Raw genomic sequence first — 24,769 nt, 5'->3', positions numbered from 1 at the left:
GACAATAAAATATATTAAACGTGTAAAATGATTTTGTTTAATTATTAATGTTTTTATTAATCAAATGCTAGCTGGACTTGATGAAAACACAAAGGTTAGGTTAGCAAAAAGCTCGGCAGAAAGAGCTACATTTTCGTTATTTTGAAAGCGTAATCATTTGTACGGATGAGGCAGGGATTTTTATATTTTAGGGGAGGGCTTGTTGTGAAGGGTTCCATTATTGTAAATACCGATTGGGAACAAGGCGTTATTAACAAGAATATCTACGGGCAATTTGCCGAGCATCTTGGAAGATGTATTTATGAAGGCTTATGGGTTGGCCAGGAATCTCCGATTCCGAACACGGACGGAATTCGCAATGATGTGGTAGAAGCGCTTAAAAGGCTGAATATTCCTGTGCTGCGTTGGCCAGGGGGCTGTTTTGCTGATGAATATCATTGGAAAGACGGTGTCGGACCGAAAGAAAATCGCAAGAGAATGGTAAATACGCACTGGGGTGGTGTGGTTGAAAATAATCATTTTGGTACACATGAGTTTTTCCAGTTGTGTGAGCTGTTAAATGCAGAGCCTTATATATGTGGAAATGTAGGCAGTGGTACAGTGCAGGAAATGTCGGAATGGGTAGAGTATATGACCTTTGATGGGGAATCACCTATGGCTGCATGGCGTCAGGAAAACGGTCGTGAGAAACCGTGGAAGCTCAAATATTTTGGCGTGGGGAACGAAAACTGGGGGTGTGGCGGCAACATGCGTCCGGAATATTATGCCGATCTGTATCGCCGTTATCAGACCTATGTTCGTAACTATGGCGATAACCGCATTTATCGGATTGCAGGCGGGGCAAATGTGGATGATTACCGTTGGACCGAAGTGCTGATGCGAGAAGCCGGACATCTTATGGACGGTTTGAGTCTGCACAATTACACGGTCCCTGGTACTTGGGAAGCGAAACGGCAAGCACTCGGTTTTGATGAAGCGGAATGGTTTGAGACGATGAAAAAATCATTGCACATGGACGAATTGATTACCCGCCATTCTGCCATTATGGACCAATATGATCCTGATAAGCGGGTCGGATTGATCGTCGATGAATGGGGAACCTGGTTCCTGACCGAGCCGGGTACGAATCCGGGCTTTCTGTATCAGCAAAATACGATGCGCGATGCGCTTGTAGCTGGACTGCACCTGCACATTTTCCATAACCACCATGACCGTGTGCAGATGACGAATATTGCCCAAATGGTCAATGTTTTGCAGGCGATGGTTCTGACCGAAGGGCCAGCTATGCTGTTGACGCCGACATATCATGTATTTGAAATGTTCAAGGTGCATCAGGATGCACAAGCACTCGCTACTCATACCAAGCTAGGCAATTATGAATACGATGGAGATTCCATCCCGCAAGTAAGTGTGTCCGCTTCCAAGGCACAGGATGGCTATATTCATATTAGCTTGTGCAATGTCCATCCGGGCGAGTCTGCAAATTTAAATCTGGAGCTGAGAGGACTGGAAGAGGTTAAGGAGATCAGTGGAGTTGTCCTTGTCAGCGATGAAATGCAGAAACATAATACGTTTGACCAGCCGGAGCGCGTAAAAAAGGCAGCTTTTACGTCCTTCCAGCAGCAGGGTCAGCGTTTGGATGTTGTATTGCCGCCGATGTCGGTAGTGATGCTGGCGATTGCTCCGTAACAATCCAGGCTGTGGTATGTAAAGCAGTACTCGCTTTATCATTTAGTTTGACAAAGAGAGCGTTCAGCGAACGCTCTCTTTTATTTATAATTGCTCGCGGTGAATCACTCTGAACTCCTTGGGAGACATGCCAAAGCGGGAACGGAATACACGGTGAAAATACGTATAGTTTGCAAATCCGGACGATTCTGCGGCTTGTTCCAGTGACATAGGACTGAAAATGATTCGCTCCCTCGCCATGTTGAGCCTGATGTCCAGCGTGTACTGCATAATGCTTGTATCGAATGTTTCCTTGAACAAATGCACGGCTCGGGATACGCTGATGCCGACATGTGAAGAAACGTCATCCAGTTTGAAGTTGGAGGATGCATTTTCCTCAATATAATTTTTAATCTGATAAGCCAGGTAATTATGATGTGTAGCAATAGGATGCTCGGACAGCATACGGTCGAACTCCAAACATAAAATGCGTATGTAATAGCTTGAAATTTCCGGGTAAGGATTAGAAATACGACGCTGTTCCATCACTAGCTGGCGAAATAGGCCGAGCAGGGCTTCTGTGAGCTGAACCTTGATTCGGTTAGGCCGTTTGTGGTGATTCCACCACTCATCTACCCAAGCGCCACCGAAAAAGATGTGGTAATCTCCGCTTTCCACGATCTGTTCACCTATGGAATTCAACTCATTGTGAATATCCAGCTCATAGGGCTCAGTTGGACTAAACAGCAACAGGTCTCCCGCCTCAATTCGTGTCATTTTTCCATTAATGCGGGCCTGGCAGCGTCCGTCTGTTTGCAGTCGAAATAAATAATTTTTAATCCCATCAGGCTGGTTCGAATAAAAGGGTTTACGATGAAAGGAATAGCCTGCGGTAAGAACCTGACAAGACTCGACGATGGACATATGATGACTCCTTTGGGCAATTAGCTGTTTCAAATATTGACCAGATTGTTCATGTTTTAATCATATTATTCATTTTAAACGAAACCGAAATAGAATACCATGTGAACTGTAAAGCTTACATGCTAGATCACAAAGTACATGTTGGAGGCCAAGGAGTGTGACGATGTGGAACGAATGAAGGCCGGGATCATCGGTTGTGGTAACATTAGTACGGTATATCTTGAAAATCTGCAAAACAGTCCGCTTATTGAGGTGGTAGCTGTCGCTGACCTGCTAGAGGAAAGGGCCAGGGCGAAGGCCGATGAATTCAACATTGAAAACGCATACAAAGTGGATGAGTTGCTGCGTCAGCCTGAGATTGAGCTTGTATTTAATCTTACTGTGCCTGGCAGCCATGCACTGACAGATGTGGCGATACTGGAGGCAGGCAAGCACGTGTACAGTGAAAAGCCTTTGGCGGTATCTTTGGAGGACGGCAGACGCATTCTGGATGTAGCCAAAGCAAAAAACCTCCGTGTCGGCTGTGCTCCGGATACATTTCTCGGCGCGGGCATTCAGACTGCACGCCATGCCATACAGACCGGAATCATTGGTCAGCCAGTAGCTGCTACGGCCTTTTTAATGGGCAGGGGCCCAGAGTGGTGGCATGAGAATCCGGAGTTTTTCTATGCCGCTGGAGGTGGGCCGATGTTTGACATGGGGCCTTACTATTTGACCTCGCTGATCCACCTGCTTGGGCCGATTCGGCGAATTAGTGGATCTGTAGGGATTCAGATTCCGGAACGTTATATACATTCCGGTCCCAAAAGCGGCACACCACTGCAAGTGGAGACACCAACGCATCTGGCCGGGACCCTGGATTTTCATAACGGTGCTATCGTAACACTGATCACCAGCTTTGATATTCAGGGAGCTTCCGAGCTGCCGCGTATCGAAATTTACGGAACAAAAGGGACTTTGAATCTACCGGACCCTAACTTTTTTAACGGTGATGTTAAGCTTCGTCGACCTGGAGAGGAAAACGTGGAGGTGTTGAAGCCTCTTTTTGAATGTGGAAAAAACGAGCGTGGAATAGGTGCAGGCGAGATGGTGAGAGCCATTCGCAGTGAAAAGAACCACCGTGCCAATGCGGAGCTAGCCTACCATGTGTTGGAAGCCATGCATGCTTTTCAACGTTCCTCATTGGAAGGAAAGCATATTATGCTGGAGAGCACGTTTGAGCCGGACGAGGATTTGTATGAAGGAACAGATATAACGGTACATCCATCCTAATAGAAGAGGTGAAGGGCAATGGCAAAAGTAGGATTGCAATTGTACACAGTAAGGGAAGATCTTGAACAGGATTTTGAAGGTACGTTGCGCAAGGTCGCTGAGCTTGGCTATAAAGGGGTAGAATTCCATACCTTTTTCGGACGCAGTGCCAAGGATGTCAAAGCGCTTTTGGATGAACTGAAGCTGGAAGTTGTCGGAACTCACGTGCCATATACTCGCTTGCTGGATCATTTGGATGAAGAGATTGCATACCACAAGGAATTGGGCAATAAGTACCTGATCGTTCCTTATTTAACCGACGAACAGCGCCAGTGGGATGAACTTTTTGCCAATCTGAATCGTATTGGTGAAAAGGTGAAGGAACAGGGCCTGATTTTGGCTTATCATAATCATGATTTTGAAATGACGGAGAAAATTAATGATCGTCCGGTATTTGATGCTATATATGATGCAGTTCCCGCTGATTTGTTACAGGTCGAAATGGATACTTGTTGGGTATACTATGGAGGCTATGATCCTGTGGAATACATCGGACGTTATCGGGGTCGCCTGCCTATCATTCACTTAAAGGATATGGCACGTGACGAACAGCAAAAAGCAGTTACCGTAGAGCTTGGCCAAGGAGAAGTACAGCTTCAGGCTATTACGGACGCCGCTATTCAGGCAGGCGTGGATTGGATTGTGGTGGAACAGGATTTCAGCTCAAATCCTCCAATCGAAAGCATTGAAACTAGCTTTAAGTGGCTCCAACACTACGCAGCTCAGGGAGGAAATATTCATGTCTAAAACACTCAAAGTCGGGATTATTGGTTGTGGGGGGATTGCCAACGGCAAGCATTTGCCGAGTCTTGCCAAGCAAAAGCGTGCAGAGATCATTGCTTTTTGTGACATCATTCCGGGACGCGCTGAGGAGGCCGCAGCAAAGTTTGGTGCTAAAGGCTCTCAAGTTTACAGTGATTACCGTAAGCTGCTTGAAAATAAAGACATTGAAGTTGTACATGTATGTACGCCCAACGACTCACACTCCGAAATCACGGTCGCCGCACTTGAGGCAGGCAAGCATGTGCTGTGTGAAAAGCCGATGGCCAAAACGGCCGAGCAGGCACGGGAAATGCTTGCTGCGGCCAACCGTACAGGTAAAAAGCTGTCCATTGCGTATCAGAACCGTTATCGCGATGATAGTTTGTATCTGAAGCAATTGGTCGAGCAGGGAGAGCTTGGTGAAATTTATCTGGGCAAAGCAATCGCTCTGCGTCGACGCGCGGTTCCGACATGGGGAGTATTCTTGGATGAAGAGAAGCAGGGCGGTGGCCCACTTATTGATATTGGTACACATGCACTCGATTTGACACTCTGGCTGATGGATAATTACAAGCCTAAAAGCGTAATGGGATCAACCTTCCATAAGCTGGGGGATCGTAAAAATGCGGCGAATGCCTTTGGACCTTGGAATCCTGAGGAATTTAAGGTGGAGGATTCTGCTTTTGGTTTTATTACAATGCAAAATGGAGCTACGATCGTACTGGAATCCAGCTGGGCATTAAACGTTGTAGAATTTGGCGAAGCCAAGACACTGCTATGCGGAACGGAAGGCGGAGCCGATATGCAGGATGGATTGCGCATTAACGGAGAAAAGAATAGCCGCTTGTTTGATACGAAAATAGATCTGGATGCGGGCGGTGTGGCCTTTTACTCAGGAGAAACGGAAAATGAGGCAGACCGGGAAGCCCGTCTGTGGATCGAATCCATTCTGGACGATAAAGAGCCGCTTGTGAAGCCGGAACAGGCACTGGTTGTCACTGAAATTCTGGAAGCCATTTATGAATCGGCACGTACGGGGAAGGCGGTTTATTTTGATTAAAGTCGCTTTTTTCACATATGATACAGGGAGGGATTTCTTTTGAAACTTGGAGTATTTATGGTGTTGTTCGGCGGACGCTCACTGGAGGAAGCGCTAGATTATGTAGCTTCCCAAGGACTGGATGCTGTAGAAATCGGTACAGGCGGCAATCCGGGAGATAAGCACTGCAAGCCGGATGAACTGCTGGCCAACGAAACGGCGCTCAAAAACTTCAAAAAAGCAGTAGAGTCCCGGGGACTCACGATTAGTGCGCTTAGCTGCCACGGCAACCCTCTTCACCCGCAAAAACACTTGGCTCAGGCAGATCATGAAACGTTTCTTAAAACCGTTCAATTGGCTGAAAAGCTGGAAGTTCCCGTTGTCAACACTTTTTCTGGCTGTCCAGGTGATCATGAGGATGCGAAGTATCCGAACTGGCCGGTAGCTCCGTGGCCTAATGATTTTCAGGAAGTGCTAAAGTGGCAATGGGAGAACAAAATTATTCCTTATTGGAGTGAGGCGGGGAAATTTGCAGCAGATCACCATGTAAAAATTGGACTGGAGCTACACGGGGGCTTTTCGGTTCATACGCCAGCAACTTTGCTTCGTCTGCGTGAAGCAGTCGGGGAGGTCATTGGTGCCAATCTGGACCCGAGTCATATGTGGTGGCAGGGCATTGATCCGGTGCAGGCGGTTCAAATTTTAGGTCGGGCAGGAGCCATTCATCATTTTCATGCCAAGGATACGACGATTGATCCGATCAATGTGAATAAATACGGACTTACCGATATGCAGGAATATACCAATATGCTAGATCGCGCATGGCAGTTCCGTACCGTCGGCTATGGACATGATGTTAAAACCTGGGCGGATATCATCAGTGCTCTCCGTCTGGTAGGTTACGATTATGTGGTAAGCATTGAGCATGAAGATGGTCTGATGTCCGTAGAGGAAGGCTTTACTAAGGCCGTTCACAATCTTCGTCAGGTTCTAATTGAAGAGCCGCTGAGCGAGATGTGGTGGGTCTAACCTAATAGGGGGAAATGTGGATGATTAACGTCACCATTTGGAATGAAATGTGGATGATTAACGTCACCATTTGGAATGAATTTCTGAATGAGAAGCTGAATGATGAGGCAAAACAGGTGTATCCTGACGGGATACACAAGGCATTGGCAGCCGGCCTGGCCGGTGAGGAATTTGTTATTCGAACGGCTACTCTGCATGATGATGCTGAGCATGGTTTGGGAGAGGAAGTCCTGAATTCCACAGATGTGCTGCTGTGGTGGGGGCATAAAGCCCACGATCAGGTAAGTGATGAGGTTACAGCTCGTGTTGTAAAACGAGTACAGGATGGCATGGGCTTGATCGTTCTGCATTCGGGTCACTTTTCCAAGCCATTCAAAGCTCTGATGGGAACCAGTTGTGATCTGAAATGGAGAGTAGCAGGCGAACAGGAAATTATCTGGTCCGTAAATCCGTCACACCCCATTACAGAAGGAGTAAATTCCAAAATTTTGTTGGAGCATGAAGAGATGTATGGCGAGTTCTTTGATATTCCTACGCCGGATGAACTGATATTTGTTAGTAACTTTGAAGGCGGCGAGGTATTCAGAACCGGATGTACTTTCCGTCGAGGCAGCGGCAAAATATTTTATTTCCGTCCCGGGCATGAAACATATCCGACCTATTACCAGCCTGATATATTGAAGGTCATTGCCAATAGCATACGTTGGGCCTGCTCGACAGGTATAATTAATCCAATATATGGTAAAAGCAAGGCGATAAGACCTCTCGGTGGAGTGCTGGTATAAGAATAGATCGACAGGCAGAATCCCAAGAGATTCCGCCTGTCTTTTCATTTAACGATTTAGACATATACCTGTTGCTGTTGTTGTTGTATAATCAGCTTTGGTCATGGCAACTTTATCGGAGCAAGTATTAATTTAAGAAGAAAGTGTTTTCTTTCGGGATAAAGTATGCTAAAATGATATATACTAACAAAAGGAAAGCTTTATCAAACCGAAATGCAAAAGAAGGTGAAAAATTTGGAGGGTCAACCGCAATTTACAAAAATGTGTCCGCGTTTTGAAACCGCCTTTTCATGTCTGGGAAAGCGCTGGAACGGATTGATTATTCAATCCATGATGAGCGGTCCCAAGCGGTTTAAGGATATTTCCAATCTGATTCCCACAATGAGTGACAAAATGTTATCAGAGCGGATGAAAGACTTGGAAAATGAAGGAATTCTTACGCGTCATGTATACCCGGAAACTCCTGTCCGCATTGAATACGAGCTTACAACCAAAGGCCGTGCACTTCAGCCAGTAATGGAGCAGATTCAATTTTGGGCTGAAGAATGGATTAGATGAGCACCAAACTAAATAAGCGTTTTTCATAGCAAAACAGCCTTTTCCTAGAAAAAGGCTGTTTTTATTTTGTATGTAAGGGCTATTTTCCGCTATACCGCAATGATCAATATAGATAAGTTAGTACGCTTAAAAACTTTTGATGCGTTCGGCAATTGAAAATAATCCGGTTGCCGTACGGCGTGGGATACGAGTTTGAATATCCAGTGCGGCTGTACGAAATGTACCTAGACATGAATGGCACAGTCTTTCTGCATAAATGGGGGATTGGCAGGACTCGCAAGGATAATCAAGCTGGTTGTATGTAGAGGGAAACTTGCCTGCTCTTACCCAATCTGTGAGCAAATTCATGGGTGTTCCGGTTGCAGCACTGAGCTGGCGGGTGTGCGTAGCTGGGTGCTTCCATAAATAATTGGAGCAGCGGTCGAAGAATACATTTTCCTCCTGAATACAGGTGTTGCACAGGTTTCTAAGATTTCGACGGAAAACAGAACCACATTTTGGGCAATTAGCAGTATGTATCTCCATAGAAACCAGTCCTTTATATCGAAATGTAGTGAAATTTTTTTGAATTTATTAGTTATATATTACTATGACTTTATACCTATATCAATCTTTATTTAACAATTGCTGATCTTTAAGTATATGCAAAACTCTTGATTGACATGACATTGTTACTTATGTATTATAACTTACATAAAGTTACTTATTGAAAAAAATAAATTTATAAACGATAAGGAGATTTCCGTATGACACCAGCTTTATTTTTGGCCCACGGGTCGCCGATGCTTGCTATTGAACAGAACGACTATACTGCTTTCTTGGAGCGATTAGGGAAGAGTATTCGTCCCAAGGCTATTGTTATTTTCACTGCCCATTGGGAGACGCAGGTATTGACAATCAGCTCGATGGATGACGCATATGAAACGATTTATGATTTTGGCGGCTTCCCGCCGGAACTGTACGAGGTGAAATATCCTGCACATGGTTCGATAGAGCTGGCAAATAAGCTGAAAGAATTATATGAGCAAAAGGGCATTGACGTACAAACTGATCAGGTAAGAGGACTGGATCATGGGTCTTGGACACTATTGCACCGTATGTATCCTGAGGCAGACATCCCGGTCGTTCAGATTTCTGTAAATCCATATCTCTCGCCCAAAGCACAATATGCTATTGGTGAAGTGCTGCGCGGACTGGGGGAACAGGATATTCTGGTCATTGGCAGTGGTGTAACCGTCCATAATCTGCGCATCGTCCAATGGGGAGCAAGGACAACAGAGCCTTGGGCCATTGATTTTGATGACTGGATTATAGACAAGGTGCAACATGGGGATATAGAGGCTTTGGATTGCTACGAAAGCGAAGCGCCGTATGCCCGTCAGGCGGTACCAAGAGCAGAGCACTTTGTGCCTTTGTTTATTGCAATGGGGAGTGGCAATCCAGCGAACAAGGCCAGGGTCATTCATAGAAGCTATGAGATGGGGAATTTAAGTTACCTGTGCTTTCAGTTCTAAAGGTGGGATGGATCAAGAAGGCATATCGTTAGTTGCTTTTTGGTGAGAAGAGGAAATAAAATGAGGGAGTGTTTTATAGCCAGGATGGCATAAACACTCCCGTTTGTTTAGACAAGATTAACTAAATCCGGCAAATCTCACGTGGGCACAATTCACAATGACATACGCTTTGCAGCATTTCCAAATCCTTGACAACAATCATGCCGTTATCATATTCAACTGCATTTTTCTTACGCAGATCGCTTAGCATCCGGTTTACGCTTTCCCGGGTGGCACCGATCATATTGGAAAGGTCAGTATGCGTAATTTTTTTATGAATCAGGATATGATCACCGTGAGGCTCGCCATAGGTGTTGCATAACCGAATAAGTGTTGAGCAGAGAGCTCCGGGCTTACCGTACATCATCAGATCGCGGAACTTGGTCTGAGTAATTCGGTGATGCGACCCCATCCATTTCATAAAGTCAATGGCAAAATCGCAATGCTGGCAAATGAGCAGCTCCAGGTCTGTATGATCAATTACACCAATATCGCTGTCTTCCAGAACCTCAGCAGAAAAGGAGTGTTTAGTTCCGAAAAATGGATCAGCTTGACCCACAAGATCGCCGCTTTGATACATATATAAAATAAGTTCCTTACCCTCATCCGTTGTTTTTGTCACTTTCACGCGTCCGCGTTTGATATAAAACAGCTTATCTGCTGTATCTCCTTCCCAAAACAAATGCGAGCTTTCTGGCATGACTCGATCTTTCATCATCACTTGCAGCCGGTTGAAGCTGGCCTCCGAGAAGCAACAGGTGTTACCGTGAGCTTCCATTACGTTTGCAGGGTTTCTCATCGTCCATTTCCCCTTTGTTTCCTATGTTTTTTTATCTGCAACTTGATCAATTCAAATTTATTATATACCTGTGCAATGCGTTTTTGGGGCAAGAAGTAGGGGGAAAAGTGGCAGATTTGCAAACTTTGTGATTTAATTCACTACAAAAATAAAATTTTAAATAGATTGTGAAAAAAATCACAAAATATCTTGGAAAGCTGTGTTACGATCAGTGCGTGAACAAGAGAAAGTACACGAGATAACAGGAGGATGAGGGAAATGGCTGTTAAAAACGAGGTTATCCAAAAAGAGCAAAGCGCAGAGCAGTATATTCAAACGCTGATTGACCGGGCGAACCGGGCACAGCAAGCTTTCATGAGTATGAATCAGGAACAGATTGACGAAATCGTACAAGCTATGGCACTCGCAGGGATGGATAAACACATGTACCTGGCAAAGCTGGCTGTTGAAGAAACAGGACGCGGTGTGTACGAGGACAAAATCACTAAAAACATGTTTGCAACAGAATATATCTACCATAGCATCAAAAATGAAAAAACCGTCGGTGTCATTGAAGATAATGATTTTGACAGTTTTCAAAAAATAGCTGAGCCAGTCGGCATCATTATGGGGATTACTCCAGTGACAAACCCGACTTCGACTACCATGTTCAAAGCGTTGATTGCCATTAAAACACGTAACCCAATCATTTTCGGCTTCCATCCATCCGCTCAATCGTGTAGTGCGGAAGCAGCCCGCGTCTTGCTTGAAGCAGCCGTTAAACACGGGGCTCCTGCTGACTGTATTCAATGGATTGAAGCTCCTTCGATGGATAAGACAAATTCACTTATGAATCACCCGGATGTGGCACTGATTCTGGCAACTGGTGGATCAGGCATGGTTAAGGCGGCATATAGCTGCGGTAAACCTGCTCTGGGCGTAGGTCCTGGTAACGTGCCTTGCTTCATTGAAAAAACAGCGGACATCAAGCAGGCTGTGAATGATCTGATCCTCTCGAAATCTTTTGATAACGGTATGATCTGTGCTTCCGAGCAAGCGGTTATTATCGAAGAGCCAATCTTTGAGCAAGTGAAAAAATTGATGATCGCTAACGGTTGCTACTTTGTAAATAAAGAAGAAGCAGCTAAGCTCACTCAGGGAGCTATGAATGTAGAGAAATGTGCAGTGAACCCGGCTATCGTTGGACAGTCCGCTGTAAAAATTGCTGAAATGAGCGGTATCACCGTACCGGCAGGAACCAAAATTTTGGTCGCTGAGATTGAAGGGGTAGGAACAAAATACCCATTGTCCGCGGAAAAATTGAGTCCTGTACTGGCTTGCTATAAAGTAAAAAATGCTGAACAAGGTATTCAACGCGCTGCTGAAGTCGTAGAGTTCGGGGGCATGGGTCACTCGTCCGCTATTCATTCGAACGATGAGGACGTTATTGCCCGGTTCGCAAACCGTTTGCAAACAGGCCGTATCATTGTAAATTCACCTTCCACGCATGGTGCGATCGGTGACATCTACAACACCAACCTTCCATCGTTGACGCTCGGTTGCGGTTCGTACGGACGTAACTCAACTTCGTCGAACGTATCGGCAGTCAATTTGATTAACGTGAAAAGGGTGGCGAAACGGACGGTGAATATGCAATGGTTCAAAGTACCTTCCAAAGTTTATTTTGAAAAAAATTCGACTCAGTATCTTGCTAAAATGCCTGACATCACACGTGTAGCTATTGTCACAGACCCTATGATGGTGAAGCTTGGCTATGTGGATCGTGTCATTCATTATTTGCACCAACGCCAAACACCGGTAGCGATCGAGGTCTTCTCTGAAGTAGAGCCAGATCCATCGACAGTTACGGTAGAACGCGGTACTGAAATGATGAGACGTTTCCAACCGGATTGCATTATCGCACTGGGCGGCGGTTCCCCAATGGATGCTGCGAAGGGCATGTGGTTGTTCTATGAATATCCAGATACAGATTTCAACAACCTGAAACAAAAATTCATGGATATTCGCAAACGGATTTACAAGTACCCACGTCTGGGCCAAAAAGCACAATTCGTAGCCATTCCTACAACCTCGGGTACAGGTTCAGAAGTTACTTCTTTCGCGGTAATTACAGACAAAAACCTGGGCAACACGAAGTACCCGCTGGCTGACTATGAGTTGACCCCAGATGTGGCAATTATTGACCCTGTGTTTGTATATTCGCTGCCTAAAACAGCTGTAGCGGATACAGGTATGGACGTTCTGACACACGCCATTGAGGCTTACGTGTCCGTAATGGCAAATGACTACACAGACGGTCTGGCCATTAAAGCCATTCAATTGGTATTCCAACACCTGGAGCAATCAGCTCTGACTGGTGATAAGCTGGCTCGCGAAAAAATGCATAATGCTTCCACGCTCGCAGGGATGGCGTTTGCCAATGCATTCTTGGGTATTAACCACAGTCTAGCGCACAAATGGGGCGGACAGTACCATACAGCGCATGGTCGCACGAATGCGATCTTGATGCCGCACGTCATTCGCTACAATGCGAAAAAACCGACAAAATTCGCTTCGTTCCCTAAATATTCGCATTTTGTTGCGGATGAGCGCTATGCGGAGATTGCTCGCATACTGGGATTGCCTGCTCGCACCACGGAAGAAGGAGTTAACAGCCTGATCGAAGCGATCCGTAAGATGAACAAAACACTCGGTATCGAGGAATCGTTCCAACAACTCGGTTTCGATCCGAAGGATTTTGAAGCACGTGTAGATTATTTGGCTGACCGCGCTTTTGAGGATCAATGTACAACTGCGAATCCGAAGCTGCCGCTGGTTACTGAATTGGCTGATGTATACCGCAATGCCTTCTACGGACGTTTTGACCAATAATATAATAGGTATGAAGAGGCTTGTAACAAGCATTTTCCTATTCAATACCACTACAGGCTCTCTTTGATAGAGGGCCTGTTGGCTTGGGAAGGGAGGTGAGTGAGAAGTTTACAGGATCAGGCGGGAGCAAGGGAAAAATAAAGTGACATAAATCACTCATATTGTGATTTATATCACATACTGCACTCTGTCATTATTCTACAATAAGAGTGTAAGAAAGGTCCCGACACTGAGCTAAGGCATCGGTGAAAAGGCCGGGATAAAATAGTGAAAAAAATCACAAACCCGGAAGACCAAACAATTTGGAGGGATTTACATGTCGGTGATTGAGAGAGATTTACAAGGACAACAAGCTGGCTGGAGAGGTTTTAAAAAAGGCAAATGGATGAAAGAAGTCAACGTTAACGATTTTATCCAAACCAATATTTCACCTTATGTAGGTACTGAAGAGTTCCTGGTTGGCCCTACTGCCAACACAACTGCACTGTGGGATATTGTATCTGATCTTACTAAAAAAGAGCTGGCAAACGGCGGTGTACTTGATGTAGACGTGAATACGCCATCTACTATTACTTCACATAAGCCGGGTTATCTGGACCGGGATAAAGAACAAATTGTTGGTGTGCAAACAGATGCACCATTCAAGCGTTCCTTGCAACCATTCGGTGGAATTCGGATGATGATTGATGCATGTAAAGCCTATGGCTTTGAAGTGCCTGAAAGCATTATTGATATATTCACGCATATCCGTAAAACGCACAACCAAGGTGTGTTTGATGCCTACACGGATGAAATGAGAGCAGCTCGTAAAGCTGGTATTATTACTGGCTTGCCAGATGCATACGGTCGTGGTCGGATTATTGGTGACTACCGTCGTGTAGCTCTGTATGGAGTAGACTTCCTGATCCAAGATAAAAAGCTTCAATTGAAAAGCCTTGAAGTTGACGCTATGGAAGAGGACGTAATTCGTCTGCGCGAAGAAATTTCCGAACAAATTCGTGCTTTGAATGAATTGAAACAAATGGCTGCTGAACATGGCTTTGATATTTCAAAACCAGCTAACAATGCGAAAGAAGCTTTCCAATGGGTATATTTTGGCTACCTTGCGGCGATCAAAGAACAAAATGGCGCAGCAATGTCCCTGGGACGTGTATCTTCGTTCCTTGATATTTATACTCAACGTGATCTTGAAGAAAACGCGCTGACAGAAGAACAAGCTCAAGAATTGGTCGATCATTTTGTCATGAAGCTGCGTATTGTTAAATTCCTGCGCACACCTGACTATAATGAACTGTTCAGTGGAGACCCAACATGGGTAACAGAATCTATTGGTGGTATGTCTGTCACTGGAGAAACTCGTGTTACCAAAAACAGCTTCCGCTTCTTGCACACGCTGTACAACTTGGGGCCTGCTCCAGAACCTAACTTGACTGTGCTGTGGTCAGAACAATTGCCTGAAGGGTTCAAAAAATATTGTGCAAAAGTTTCTATTGAAACCAGCTCCATTCAATATGAAAATGACGATCTGATGCGTCCAATCTATGGCGATGATTATGGTATTGCTTGTTGTGTATCCGCCATGAAAATCGGTAAACAAATGCAATTCTTCGGTGCTCGCGCCAACTTGGCTAAAGCTCTGTTATATGCTATTAACGGTGGTAAGGATGAAAAATCCGGCGTTCAAGTAGGACCTGAATTCCCAGCCATTACAAGCGAAGTGCTGGATTATGAAGAAGTGTTGAGCCGCTTCAAACCTATGATGGAATGGCTGGCAAAACTGTATATGAACACATTGAATGTGATTCACTACATGCATGATAAATACAGCTACGAACGCATTGAAATGGCGCTGCATGACCGTGATATTCTTCGTACCATGGCTTGTGGTATTGCTGGTCTGTCAGTAGCAACTGACTCCTTGAGCGCTATTAAATTTGCAAAAGTAAAACCAATCCGTAATGAAAAAGGGATTGCTGTTGATTTTGAAATCGAAGGTGAATACCCTTGCTATGGTAACAACGATGATCGTGTAGATACCATCGCAGTAGAACTGGTAGAGACCTTTATGAGTATGATTCGCAAGCACAAAGCTTATCGGAATGCTCTTCCTACTCAATCTGTCCTGACCATTACTTCCAACGTGGTGTACGGTAAGAAAACAGGTACAACACCGGATGGACGTAAAGCAGGCGAACCGTTTGCGCCAGGTGCGAACCCAATGCATGGCCGTGACAAAAAAGGTGCTTTGGCATCTCTGAGTTCGGTAGCCAAGCTGCCTTATGAGCACAGTCTGGACGGTATTTCGAATACTTTCTCCATCGTGCCTAAAGCACTGGGTAAGGAAGAAGAAACACGCAAAACGAACCTCGTTTCGATGATGGACGGCTACTTCGGAAGCCATGCGCATCATTTGAACGTCAACGTATTTGCTCGTGAGCAACTGCTGGATGCCATGGAACACCCAGAAAATTATCCACAGCTTACGATTCGTGTATCGGGCTATGCCGTTAACTTCATCAAGCTGACTCGTGAACAACAGCTGGATGTTATTAACCGTACATTCCACGGTACGATGTAATTAGCTTAACCTATCATATATTACAAACGACGCACGCATAGCGGATGCGGGAAGGATGATGCAACATGTTGAAAGGTCATATACACTCATTGGAAACCTTCGGGACCGTCGATGGTCCCGGCATCCGCTTCGTGCTTTTTATGCAAGGATGCTTGTTGAAATGTCAATATTGTCATAATCCGGACACCTGGGCTTTAAATGAAGGTAATCCGATGACACTGGAGGAGGTATTGGCTGAAATAGAACCGTATTTAGCCTACTACCGATCTTCAGGAGGCGGTTTGACCGTATCCGGTGGAGAACCGACATTGCAAGCTCATTTTGTAGCAGAGCTGTTCACGGAAGTGAAGCGTCGCTGGAATTTGCACACGACGCTGGACAGTAACGGTTTTAATGACGCGGACCGTATCCAAGATTTGCTGAACGTAACGGACTTGGTGCTTCTGGATATTAAGCATATTGACAACGACAAGCATATTAAGCTCACAGGCAAGTCCAATGACCGTATGTTAAAAACAGCACGCTGGTTATCTGAACAAGGACGCAAAATGTGGATTAGACACGTATTTGTGCCAGGCATTCATGATGATGAGCAAGATCTATTGAATTTGGGTCGGTTTATCGGAACGTTGAACGGAGTCGAAAAGTTCGAGATTTTGCCTTATCACCAAATGGGTGTATACAAATGGGAAATGCTCGGCAAGGCGTATCCGCTGGAAGGGGTTCCGTCCCCTACTGAAGAAGAAGTTCAACGTGCTTATCGACTCATTGAAGAGGGTCGTCTGGAGACTGCAGAGAAGAACGCTGTTTGTCGCCTGTCATAATGAGGATGGCTCCCAAGCTACTTACTGTTATAAAGCCGCTGCACATCAGATTAGATGGCAGCGGTTTTTTTTTGTTGAATTTTTGAATTCCAGGAGGAGGTTTTTTATTTTCATATTAAGAAAAATTCCCAGCAACTTTTTGGTAACTGCCGCGTCTAATAGTATGACTTTTTACGGGAATGATAATAATTTGGGATAGAAGGAGACAGACAATGAATTTCAAGAAGTGGACCATGCTCACCGCGCTTGCGGTAGCTCAGGTGGCCGCAGTAGCCCCTGTAGGAGCAGAAGCAACAACAACAACCGTTCAATCTACCGATTCGGTTAGCGGACAGCAGGCTCAAGCCAATGTCGCAGAATCTGGCGTTCAGAATAGCAGCGGAGGTCAAGATAGCACGGGAACACCAAACAGCACGACAACGTCTGATAATACAGGCGTAACCAATGATCCATTGTCTGGCTTGCCTACGGATACAACCAACGGATCAAACGTATCCAGTGATGTATACGGGGATGGAACGATCACCAATCCTGGCGGCTCTCCAACATCCATGGGCGCAAATCAATTGATTTTGTATTTGAACAGCGCAAAAATGGAACAGAACGGACAGGTATACACGGCGACTCAGCCTATGACAGTCAAGGACGGCGTTTCCTATGTAGCTATCCGTTCACTTGTCAGCCGCGTCGGATTACAGTTTAGTTATGACACTGCAACCAAAGAAACTGTAATCACCCAAGGAACAAACGTGTTGCGCTTCAAGACGGACAGCAAGGTTTACACCGTTAATGGTGAAGCTAGACAAATGAAGGGCCCGGCTTTCCAACAGAAGAATGTTTTTATGGTCCCATTGACCTCTATTACACAGGCCTTAAATATTCCTTATACTGTGAATAATACAACAAAACAGGTTATCATGGATTTGAATCAGAAGCCTAAAGCTTCCTTCACGGTTCAGCAAAAAGATATCTATGCAGGTGAAACCCAAGTTACGTATTTAACGAAGGAATCTTCTCCTACAGGTCTTCCGATTGTGAATCAACGTTGGGAAGGCAAGCAGGACGTGTTTCAGGAGCCAGGTACATATGTAGTTACCTATTCCGTTCTTGACTCCGCAGGGAACTGGAGTGATCCATATTCGGTTACGATTACGGTGAAACCGCCAAATCAGCCGCCGGTGGCTCTGTTTACAACAGATAAAAAAGAATACAAAATGGGTGAAAAAATCACGATTACGGATCTGAGTACGGATGATGAAAATGCGATCACCAAGCGTGATTGGGTAAACAAGAAACTGGCATTTTTCGAACCGGGTGACGTGACCATTACATTGACCGTCACTGACAAGCATGGTGCAACAGGTACTGTAAGCCAAACGATTAAAATTACAAATGAACTGCTCTACAATGAAGATGATTTCAACAAAATCTTTACTCCTTATGGTGATAAATATAGTGCAGACGGCAGTCAGGTGCCTACTATGGCTACCATTCCAGTGACGAGTACGTCTTCACCACGTCTTTTGATCCGTGCCAACAGTCCGGAACGGGTATTCCAGGATGGCATCGTGTATCAGGAAACGGGATCAGGCAGCACGCGTATACTCGTCCATCATGTGAATGAAACGGGCAGAGATGTAAAAATGTACGTTATTGCAACCAACAATAATATTACGCCTGCCAATATAAATGTCGAAAATTCCGGTTTTGCCGGTCCATCTGAGTTTGCGACAGCTGCGGGTAAGGTTTCGATTCAGCGCTACTTTCAATCCATGTTGGATGGAAGCAAACGCTCCAGCACAGTTCTGAATCCGGGCGAAAGCCGCGTTATTTTACAGGATTTGAATGCGCAAAAAATTAAGCAAAAACAGGTCATTTCTCTCTTGTCCGACTTGTATACGGATCAACCTATTCAATACACGGTTGTTGTGTTAGATGCAAATGCAGATCCGTTAACCGCGCTGCCTACTCTGGCAAAACTGCCAAAGGACGGCATTCATAACCGTGGAACGTATGCGAATTCCGATATCTCGCTCAATTATACGGAAGAGGTTGGTAAAACAGCTCAGCGTATCGTTCTTGGTGACAATAAAGTAGACCCGAACCTGCTGGGTACTGACGGTCTGGACGGTTCTTCTGCTTCCAATGCCGGTAACTTTGGTGTCGTCTATAAAGTTAAGCTGGACCATGTAGCACCGTATTCCCTGATTGCTTTCAACCCGCGTGGTGGTGAATATGCCGGTTATGCGATGGTAAACAATCAGGTTGTGGGTATTCCAACGAATGGTTCTGTGCAAGCACCGAATGAGATGAGTGTGCTGTATCGTACAGGTCATATCGAGGAAAGCGTAGAGATGTATTTCACTGCAGCGGCAGGAAGCAACTTGCCGGTTTCTGTAGTTGTTATGCCGTTGCCGCCTATTAAAAACTAATATGAAATAACCGGTGCTGTTCACCGGCTTAGACCATTGGTCTCATCATTCACCGTTTAAAAGTCAGATGTCATTTGCAGAATATAGGCGTTCTCCTGCTGCGGAATTGTTTGCAGTCCTGGAGAACGTCTTTTTTCTTACTCACAGGTGCGAATATCTCTTATAATATTGACTTTAATCGTGGTATAATAAAAAAATGCAAGCCTAAGCCTGCATCAGAATACCTGAAACTACAGACAGGGGAGGGTGAAACGCATGCTGACAAAGGATGAAATCATCGCAACAATGTCCGCTCAAGGGCTGCGTATTACAGATCAGCGCAAGACGCTGGCCACGTTATTTTCCGAGAATGAAGGGTATTTGTCTCCTAAAGACGTTTATGAATATATGGGTAAAAAATATAGTGGACTCAGCTTTGACACGGTTTATCGTAATCTGCGTGTAATGCAGGAGTTGGGCGTGCTTGAGCAGGTATCTTTTGAGGATGGAATGAAGTTCAAGGTAAGCTGCAATGAGCATCATCATCACCATCATATGATTTGCTTGAGCTGCCAAAAAACATTACCGATTTCTTTTTGCCCGATGCAGATGACAGATACGACGGATCAGTTCCAAATCGTTGAGCACAAATTTGAAATTTTCGGGTATTGCAAAAATTGCCAACAAAAAAACGGGCATCATGAGAGTAATTCTGATGGAGGATTCAGGCAGACGAGCAGTCACACTCACAGCCACGGGGGCTATTAAAATGAAAATCACCACACGCAGAGTGGTTCAGGCTCCGATCAAGTTTTATCGTTCCTATATCTCACCGTTAAAGCCAGCGACCTGCCGGTTTTATCCAACATGCTCGGCATACGCGTTGGAGGCGGTAGAGGTGCATGGTGCGCTTAAAGGCTCATGGCTGGCCGCCAAGCGTATAGCCAAGTGCCATCCCTTTCATCCGGGCGGGGTAGATTTGGTTCCTCCTATCCAAAAGCGGGCGGATAAGTCCGGCGAAGACCGTTTGGCTGACTACGGTGAGAGGATGCCGGGAAGGGGCTGACTTGACATCGCTGCGTGGATTTGGTTATATTTTGGTTAATATTGTTTTCCTGTGAAGGGATGAGTAGGGTAAGAGTCCAGTACAGAGAGCCGGGTTTAGCTGCAAACCGGTCTGGAGCGAAGCCTGAATATGGTCCTGGAGGAACCTTTTTCGAGCGTATCTGCCAACGTTTTTTGTGCAAGCGTGGGGCAATTGTAAGGGAAAGGCGTGATCCAGCGTTAATGGGCGGTCAGATGTGACTGGTGAAGCCTGTAGTCTGCGAGGATACAGGGAATTTGGGTGGTAACGCGTGAGGTGACTCTCGTCCCATAGGGGCGGGGGTCTTTTTTGTGCCCAATTTGTGTCGAAATCATGAATTGGAGTAACAGGAAAACAAAACAGGAGGAATACACATGTCCCATGAGAACACATTTTACATTACGACACCGATCTATTATCCCAGTGACAAGCTTCATATAGGTCATGCTTATACGACGGTAGCGGGTGATGCGATGGCTCGGTACAAGCGGCTGCGAGGCTATGAGGTTCGTTATTTGACAGGAACGGATGAGCATGGTCAGAAAATTGAGCAGAAGGCGAGTGCAGCCGGTAAAACGCCGCAACGTTTCGTTGATGATATCGTGGCAGGTATTCAAGATCTGTGGCGGAAGCTCGACATTTCCAATGACGATTTTATCCGTACCACAGAAGAACGTCACAAGACAGTCGTACAGGACATTTTTGATCGTTTGCTGAAGCAAGGCGATATTTACAAGGGAGAATACGAAGGCTGGTACAGCATTCCTGACGAGACTTACTACACCGAAACTCAACTGGTTGACGTGGTGAAGGACGCTGAAGGCAATGTAGCTGGAGGCAAAAGTCCGGATAGTGGACACCCGGTAGAACTGGTCAAGGAAGAATGTTATTTTTTCCGTATGAGCAAGTATGCTGATCGGTTGCTGCAATTTTATGAGGAGAATCCGCAGTTTATCCAGCCGGAATCCCGCAAAAAAGAGATGATTAATAACTTCATCAAGCCGGGGCTGGAGGATCTGGCAGTATCCCGCACAACCTTTGACTGGGGCATTAAAGTGAAGGGTGATCCGAAGCATGTCGTATACGTATGGATTGACGCGCTTTCCAATTATATTACAGCCTTGGGTTATGGTTCCTCCAATACTGAGCTGTATGATAAATTTTGGCCTGCAAATGTGCACATCGTAGGTAAAGAGATTGTGCGCTTCCACACGATCTATTGGCCGATTATGCTGATGGCGCTGGATCTTCCGTTGCCCAAAAAGGTATTTGCACATGGCTGGCTGCTTATGAAAGACGGTAAAATGTCGAAGTCCAAAGGCAATGTCGTAGACCCGGTTACGTTGATTGACCGTTATGGTCTGGATCAGCTTCGCTACTACCTGCTGCGCGAGGTGCCTTTCGGGGCGGATGGAACCTTCACACCAGAAAGCTTTGTTGATCGGGTGAATTCGGATCTGGCCAATGATTTGGGTAATTTGTTGAACCGTACCGTAGCGATGGTAGACAAATATTTTGCAGGCAAGGTTCCAGCTTATGAAGCGAATGTAACAGCATTCGACGGAGCTTTGGTAGAGATGGCAACATCGACTTACAGTAAAGTAGAAGAAGCGATGGAAAATATGGAGTTTTCCGTGGCATTGACAGCGATTAGTCAATTTATTAGCCGCAGCAACAAGTATATTGACGAGACGCAACCATGGAATTTGGCTAAGGATGAGAACAAACGCCGCGAATTGGCATCCGTCATGGTGCATTTGGTAGAAAGCTTGCGTATCGCTTCTATTCTGCTGCAACCGTTCTTGACGCGTGCTCCTCATAAAATTTGGGAACAACTCGGTATCAGCCAAGGTGAGCTGACTACATGGGATAGCGGCAAGCAGTTTGGACGTATTCCAGAAGGAACGCAGTTGGTCAAAGGCAATCCAATTTTCCCGCGTCTGGACTCGGAGCAAGAGGTTGCTTTCATTGTGGAAGCCATGACCGGAGGCAAGAAGCCGGAGGAAGCTGTGGCTCAAGTTCAGCCACAAAATGCGGCTGAGGCAGGCCAGGAGGCACCAGAGGCGAAGGAAGAGATTGGCATTGAGGATTTTGCCAAGATAGAACTGCGAGTCGCTCAGGTCATTGCCTGTGAGCCTGTGAAGAAGGCTGACAAACTATTGAAACTTCAACTTGATCTCGGTTATGAGCAGCGCCAGGTTGTATCGGGAATTGCCAAGTTTTATACGCCAGAGGATATGATTGGACGCAAGGTGATTTGTGTGACCAACCTTAAGCCTGTGAAACTTCGTGGAGAGCTGTCACAAGGTATGATTTTGGCAGCATCGCATGGAGATCAGCTTACGCTGGCCACCGTACCGGAAGGTATGCCGAATGGTGCGATTGTAAAGTAGAATAAATTAGAAAAGATGTATCAGCGTATGTCCGGGCAGCTTCATGTCCGGGCCTGCGCTTTTTGGCTTGCATCATATTTTGCTCCCTTCTCACGTATGTTGTAGTAAATAGGGCTTGTTTGCCCGTGTCTACTAGACAGGTAGGAGGACGTGAAGATGACGGATGTTAACGCCGGGTTGGCGATCATAGCCGGATTGGTTTCTTTTTTTTCACCGTGCTGTTTGCCGCTGTATCCCTCTTATTTATCGTATATGACAGGGATGTCGGCTCGTGAGCTTGCCGAAGGACGGCATAAAGCAGAGGTGCGTTACCGTACGATGGGGCACACGCTTGCTTTTGTACTGGGTTTTTCGGTTGTGTTCTATTCACTTGGTGCAAGCGTCGGGCTGCTTGGAGAATGGTTTGGTAATTATGGGGATACGCTAAGAGTGTTGGCTGGGTTGCTGATTCTAATTATGGGTTTGGTATCTCTTGGTGTCGTGCGTCCTTTGATTTTAATGAGGGAGCATAAGCTTCGTTGGACATGGAAGCCTGCCGGTTATGCCGGTTCCTTTGTGATCGGAATTGGGTTTGCGGCAGGCTGGTCCCCCTGTATCGGTCCCATGCTGACAGCTATTATCGCTTTGGCGGCAGTTGAGCATCACACCTGGTTCAAGCTGATTACAGGCTACGCGCTTGGCTTTGCGATTCCATTTTTTGCATTGGCTTTGCTGGCAGGCTCTGTTCGGCTATCCTCTCGTTATACATCCATTATTATCAAAACAGGTGGTATACTGCTTATTATTACTGGTATTTTGCTGGTGACCGATCATATGACAGATCTAACCCTGTTTTTACAACGGATTACACCGGATTGGATGCTGATTATGTGAAGTACTCAATACGGCTTAATGGAAAATGTTCAAAAATGCGTTCTGTGATAAACTCCCGTAGTGCGTTTTGCTGTTCGTCGGGATAAACATATTTGTTTTGTCCCCAGCGACCCCATTTTTTCTTGCGTTTCTCTATGTCCATTTCGAGCTTGGTTTTCGGGTAACGCTTTTCAATAACAGCTTTGGATGTTTTGGTAAAACGGTGCTGAATTAATTCAAACGTCAAATCTGTAGCAGCATGCTGGGGCAAGGTTTCTCCCAGTCTGCGCAGCAACTCACCATAGCCTTCTTCCCAGCCGTCATACCAGATGATCGGTGCAATGATGAAGCCCAGCGGATAACCGGCGCGTGCTACTTTTCCCGCTGCTTCAATCCGCTCCTCAAAACGTGAGGTTGCAGGCTCAAACTGTTTAATAACATAATCGGAATTAATGCTAAAACGGATGCGAGTATGACCATTATGCTCAATATCGAGCAATGGATCGACATGATGATATTTAGTAACAAAGCGCAGTCGACCATATTTCTCATCTGCCATAAAACGAATCAAGTCTCCGAGTGATCCGGTGATATGCTCCAGACCAACAGGGTCGGAGGTGCAGGCTGCTTCAAAACGAGTGATTTCAGGGACACGTTCCTGAATATAGGATTTAGCTGCGGTCAGGATATCGTCGGTGTTGACATACACACGAATATATGGTTTTGCTCCCAAGGTGGTTTGTAAATAACAGTAATGACAGTGTCCCATGCAACCGGTCGAAATGGGGATAGCGTATTCAGCTGAAGGTTTGGACTGGTCAAAGGTTAACGTTTTGCGAAGACCGACGACCAGTGTTTTTTTGGCCATTCGGTACTTTTCAACCTCAGTTTCACCCGGCAAATTGGTAATCCGGTTGTGCGAGGTGGTCATCCGATACGGAATACCCTTGGCTTTCACCCAATCCATAATACGCTGGCCTTTGGGATAATTCAGTGCATCCGGCTCAAAAAACACCAGATCGGGCATGAACGGCTTGGTTCCTCTGCTTTGGACAGGAGTACGTTCAAGCGTAGACAAGGGTAACGCTCCTTTCCGAATAAAACTCAAGATTCAGATGTTTCATCTCTGACTCATGCCACAGGATAAAACATACAAAGACGATATCGCTAGTGTGCCCGGCTTAAGATTGAACAAATCATGGCAATCGTTGTGAGCAACGGTAGGAGACTTGCCAATAGACAATGATAACATGTATCATTACATATGTAGGTTTAACGCAGGAAATGAAGGCGGTAGCGCCCGTTCAATTACAGAAAAGAGGGAAATA

The 24,769-nt window shown here is 45.6% G+C and carries 19 protein-coding genes; 16 read left to right on the top strand and 3 right to left on the bottom strand.

The window, feature by feature from the left end; translation table 11 throughout:
* Positions 1–204: 204 nt before the first annotated feature.
* The gene (locus WG8_RS14530; protein ID WP_007430966.1) at positions 205–1,689 is read left to right on the top strand and encodes an alpha-N-arabinofuranosidase; all 1,485 of its coding nucleotides are present in this window, start codon (positions 205–207) and stop codon (positions 1,687–1,689) included.
* A gap of 84 nt (positions 1,690–1,773) precedes the next feature.
* Here the strand turns inward: WG8_RS14530 and WG8_RS14525 are convergent, their stop codons facing one another.
* Positions 1,774–2,592, bottom strand: coding sequence for an AraC family transcriptional regulator (locus WG8_RS14525; protein WP_007430965.1), 819 nt, complete (start codon positions 2,590–2,592; stop codon positions 1,774–1,776).
* Between the two features lie 165 nt (positions 2,593–2,757).
* Here WG8_RS14525 and WG8_RS14520 point away from each other — a divergent pair, with 165 nt between their 5' ends.
* The 7 genes from WG8_RS14520 (at position 2,758) to WG8_RS14490 (ending at position 9,590) form a co-directional block, all read left to right on the top strand.
* The gene (locus WG8_RS14520; protein WP_007430964.1) at positions 2,758–3,864 is read left to right on the top strand and encodes a Gfo/Idh/MocA family protein; all 1,107 of its coding nucleotides are present in this window, start codon (positions 2,758–2,760) and stop codon (positions 3,862–3,864) included.
* Between the two features lie 18 nt (positions 3,865–3,882).
* Positions 3,883–4,650, top strand: a complete 768-nt coding sequence (locus WG8_RS14515) for a sugar phosphate isomerase/epimerase family protein (RefSeq protein ID WP_007430963.1) — start codon at positions 3,883–3,885, stop codon at positions 4,648–4,650.
* On the top strand, positions 4,643–5,725 hold the full coding sequence (locus WG8_RS14510) for a Gfo/Idh/MocA family protein (RefSeq protein WP_007430962.1): 1,083 nt from the start codon (positions 4,643–4,645) through the stop codon (positions 5,723–5,725). The genes WG8_RS14515 and WG8_RS14510 overlap by 8 nt, the downstream gene beginning before the upstream one ends.
* A gap of 39 nt (positions 5,726–5,764) precedes the next feature.
* Entirely contained in the window at positions 5,765–6,733 is a 969-nt protein-coding gene (locus WG8_RS14505) for a sugar phosphate isomerase/epimerase family protein (RefSeq protein ID WP_007430961.1), read from the top strand.
* A 53-nt stretch (positions 6,734–6,786) separates the two neighbouring features.
* Entirely contained in the window at positions 6,787–7,518 is a 732-nt protein-coding gene (locus WG8_RS14500) for a ThuA domain-containing protein (protein WP_043891162.1), read from the top strand.
* Between the two features lie 213 nt (positions 7,519–7,731).
* Complete coding sequence (locus tag WG8_RS14495; protein WP_043891085.1) at positions 7,732–8,076, top strand: winged helix-turn-helix transcriptional regulator; 345 nt, start codon at positions 7,732–7,734, stop codon at positions 8,074–8,076.
* A gap of 746 nt (positions 8,077–8,822) precedes the next feature.
* Positions 8,823–9,590 carry a DODA-type extradiol aromatic ring-opening family dioxygenase gene (locus WG8_RS14490; protein WP_007430957.1) on the top strand — a complete coding sequence of 256 codons (768 nt, stop codon included), beginning with the start codon at positions 8,823–8,825 and terminating at the stop codon, positions 9,588–9,590.
* Between the two features lie 121 nt (positions 9,591–9,711).
* Here WG8_RS14490 and WG8_RS14485 read toward each other — a convergent pair whose 3' ends face one another.
* The gene (locus WG8_RS14485; RefSeq protein ID WP_007430956.1) at positions 9,712–10,428 is read right to left on the bottom strand and encodes a Crp/Fnr family transcriptional regulator; all 717 of its coding nucleotides are present in this window, start codon (positions 10,426–10,428) and stop codon (positions 9,712–9,714) included.
* A 258-nt stretch (positions 10,429–10,686) separates the two neighbouring features.
* Between WG8_RS14485 and adhE the strand changes: the two genes are divergently transcribed.
* The 8 genes from adhE (at position 10,687) to WG8_RS14445 (ending at position 23,462) form a co-directional block, all read left to right on the top strand.
* Positions 10,687–13,299: a bifunctional acetaldehyde-CoA/alcohol dehydrogenase gene (adhE, locus tag WG8_RS14480; protein WP_007430955.1), complete on the top strand. Its 2,613-nt coding sequence runs from the start codon at positions 10,687–10,689 to the stop codon at positions 13,297–13,299.
* Between the two features lie 316 nt (positions 13,300–13,615).
* The gene (gene pflB, locus WG8_RS14475; protein WP_007430954.1) at positions 13,616–15,877 is read left to right on the top strand and encodes a formate C-acetyltransferase; all 2,262 of its coding nucleotides are present in this window, start codon (positions 13,616–13,618) and stop codon (positions 15,875–15,877) included.
* Between the two features lie 65 nt (positions 15,878–15,942).
* Entirely contained in the window at positions 15,943–16,701 is a 759-nt protein-coding gene (gene pflA, locus WG8_RS14470; RefSeq protein ID WP_007430953.1) for a pyruvate formate-lyase-activating protein, read from the top strand.
* Between the two features lie 212 nt (positions 16,702–16,913).
* Positions 16,914–19,133, top strand: a complete 2,220-nt coding sequence (locus WG8_RS14465; RefSeq protein WP_007430952.1) for a copper amine oxidase N-terminal domain-containing protein — start codon at positions 16,914–16,916, stop codon at positions 19,131–19,133.
* Between the two features lie 255 nt (positions 19,134–19,388).
* A complete protein-coding gene (locus WG8_RS14460; protein ID WP_007430951.1) occupies positions 19,389–19,880 on the top strand; it encodes a Fur family transcriptional regulator in 492 nt (163 codons plus the stop codon).
* A gap of 1 nt (position 19,881) precedes the next feature.
* Positions 19,882–20,178, top strand: a complete 297-nt coding sequence (gene yidD, locus WG8_RS14455; protein WP_007430950.1) for a membrane protein insertion efficiency factor YidD — start codon at positions 19,882–19,884, stop codon at positions 20,176–20,178.
* 392 nt (positions 20,179–20,570) lie between these two features.
* A complete protein-coding gene (metG, locus tag WG8_RS14450) occupies positions 20,571–22,589 on the top strand; it encodes a methionine--tRNA ligase (RefSeq protein WP_007430949.1) in 2,019 nt (672 codons plus the stop codon).
* A gap of 156 nt (positions 22,590–22,745) precedes the next feature.
* A complete protein-coding gene (locus WG8_RS14445) occupies positions 22,746–23,462 on the top strand; it encodes a cytochrome c biogenesis CcdA family protein (protein ID WP_007430948.1) in 717 nt (238 codons plus the stop codon).
* Here WG8_RS14445 and splB read toward each other — a convergent pair.
* Positions 23,455–24,519, bottom strand: coding sequence for a spore photoproduct lyase (splB, locus tag WG8_RS14440; RefSeq protein ID WP_007430947.1), 1,065 nt, complete (start codon positions 24,517–24,519; stop codon positions 23,455–23,457). The two genes, WG8_RS14445 and splB, sit on opposite strands and share 8 nt — an antisense overlap.
* Positions 24,520–24,769 lie beyond the last annotated feature (250 nt).

The sequence above is a fragment of the Paenibacillus sp. Aloe-11 genome, assembly GCF_000245715.1.
Taxonomy (GTDB): Bacteria; Bacillota; Bacilli; order Paenibacillales; family Paenibacillaceae; genus Paenibacillus; species Paenibacillus kribbensis.
Note: the sequence above shows the minus strand (reverse complement) of the source record. Positions and strands in the feature narration are given on the sequence as shown.